Below are 279 nucleotides of genomic sequence, written 5' to 3' on the forward strand. Positions count from 1 at the left end.
ATTTAAAGAGTGCGTAATAGCTCACTGGTCGAGTGACTCTGCGCCGAAAATGTAACGGGGCTAAACACACCACCGAAGCTATGGCTAGATGCTTTGCATCTGGGGTAGGGGAGCGTTGTATGTGGGTTGAAGGTGTACCGTAAGGAGCGCTGGACAGCATACAAGTGAGAATGCCGGTATGAGTAACGAAAAGATCAGTGAGAATCTGATCCGCCGAAAGCCCAAGGTTTCCTGAGGAAGGCTCGTCCGCTCAGGGTAAGTCGGGACCTAAGGCGAGGC

General features: G+C 52.3%; 1 rRNA gene. It reads left to right on the forward strand.

The annotated features are described in order from the left end of the window. Window positions 1-279 (forward strand): 23S ribosomal RNA (locus HPT30_RS00460); the annotation flags it as partial.

The organism is Paenibacillus agri (assembly GCF_013359945.1).
Taxonomy (GTDB): Bacteria; Bacillota; Bacilli; order Paenibacillales; family Paenibacillaceae; genus Paenibacillus_AQ; species Paenibacillus_AQ agri.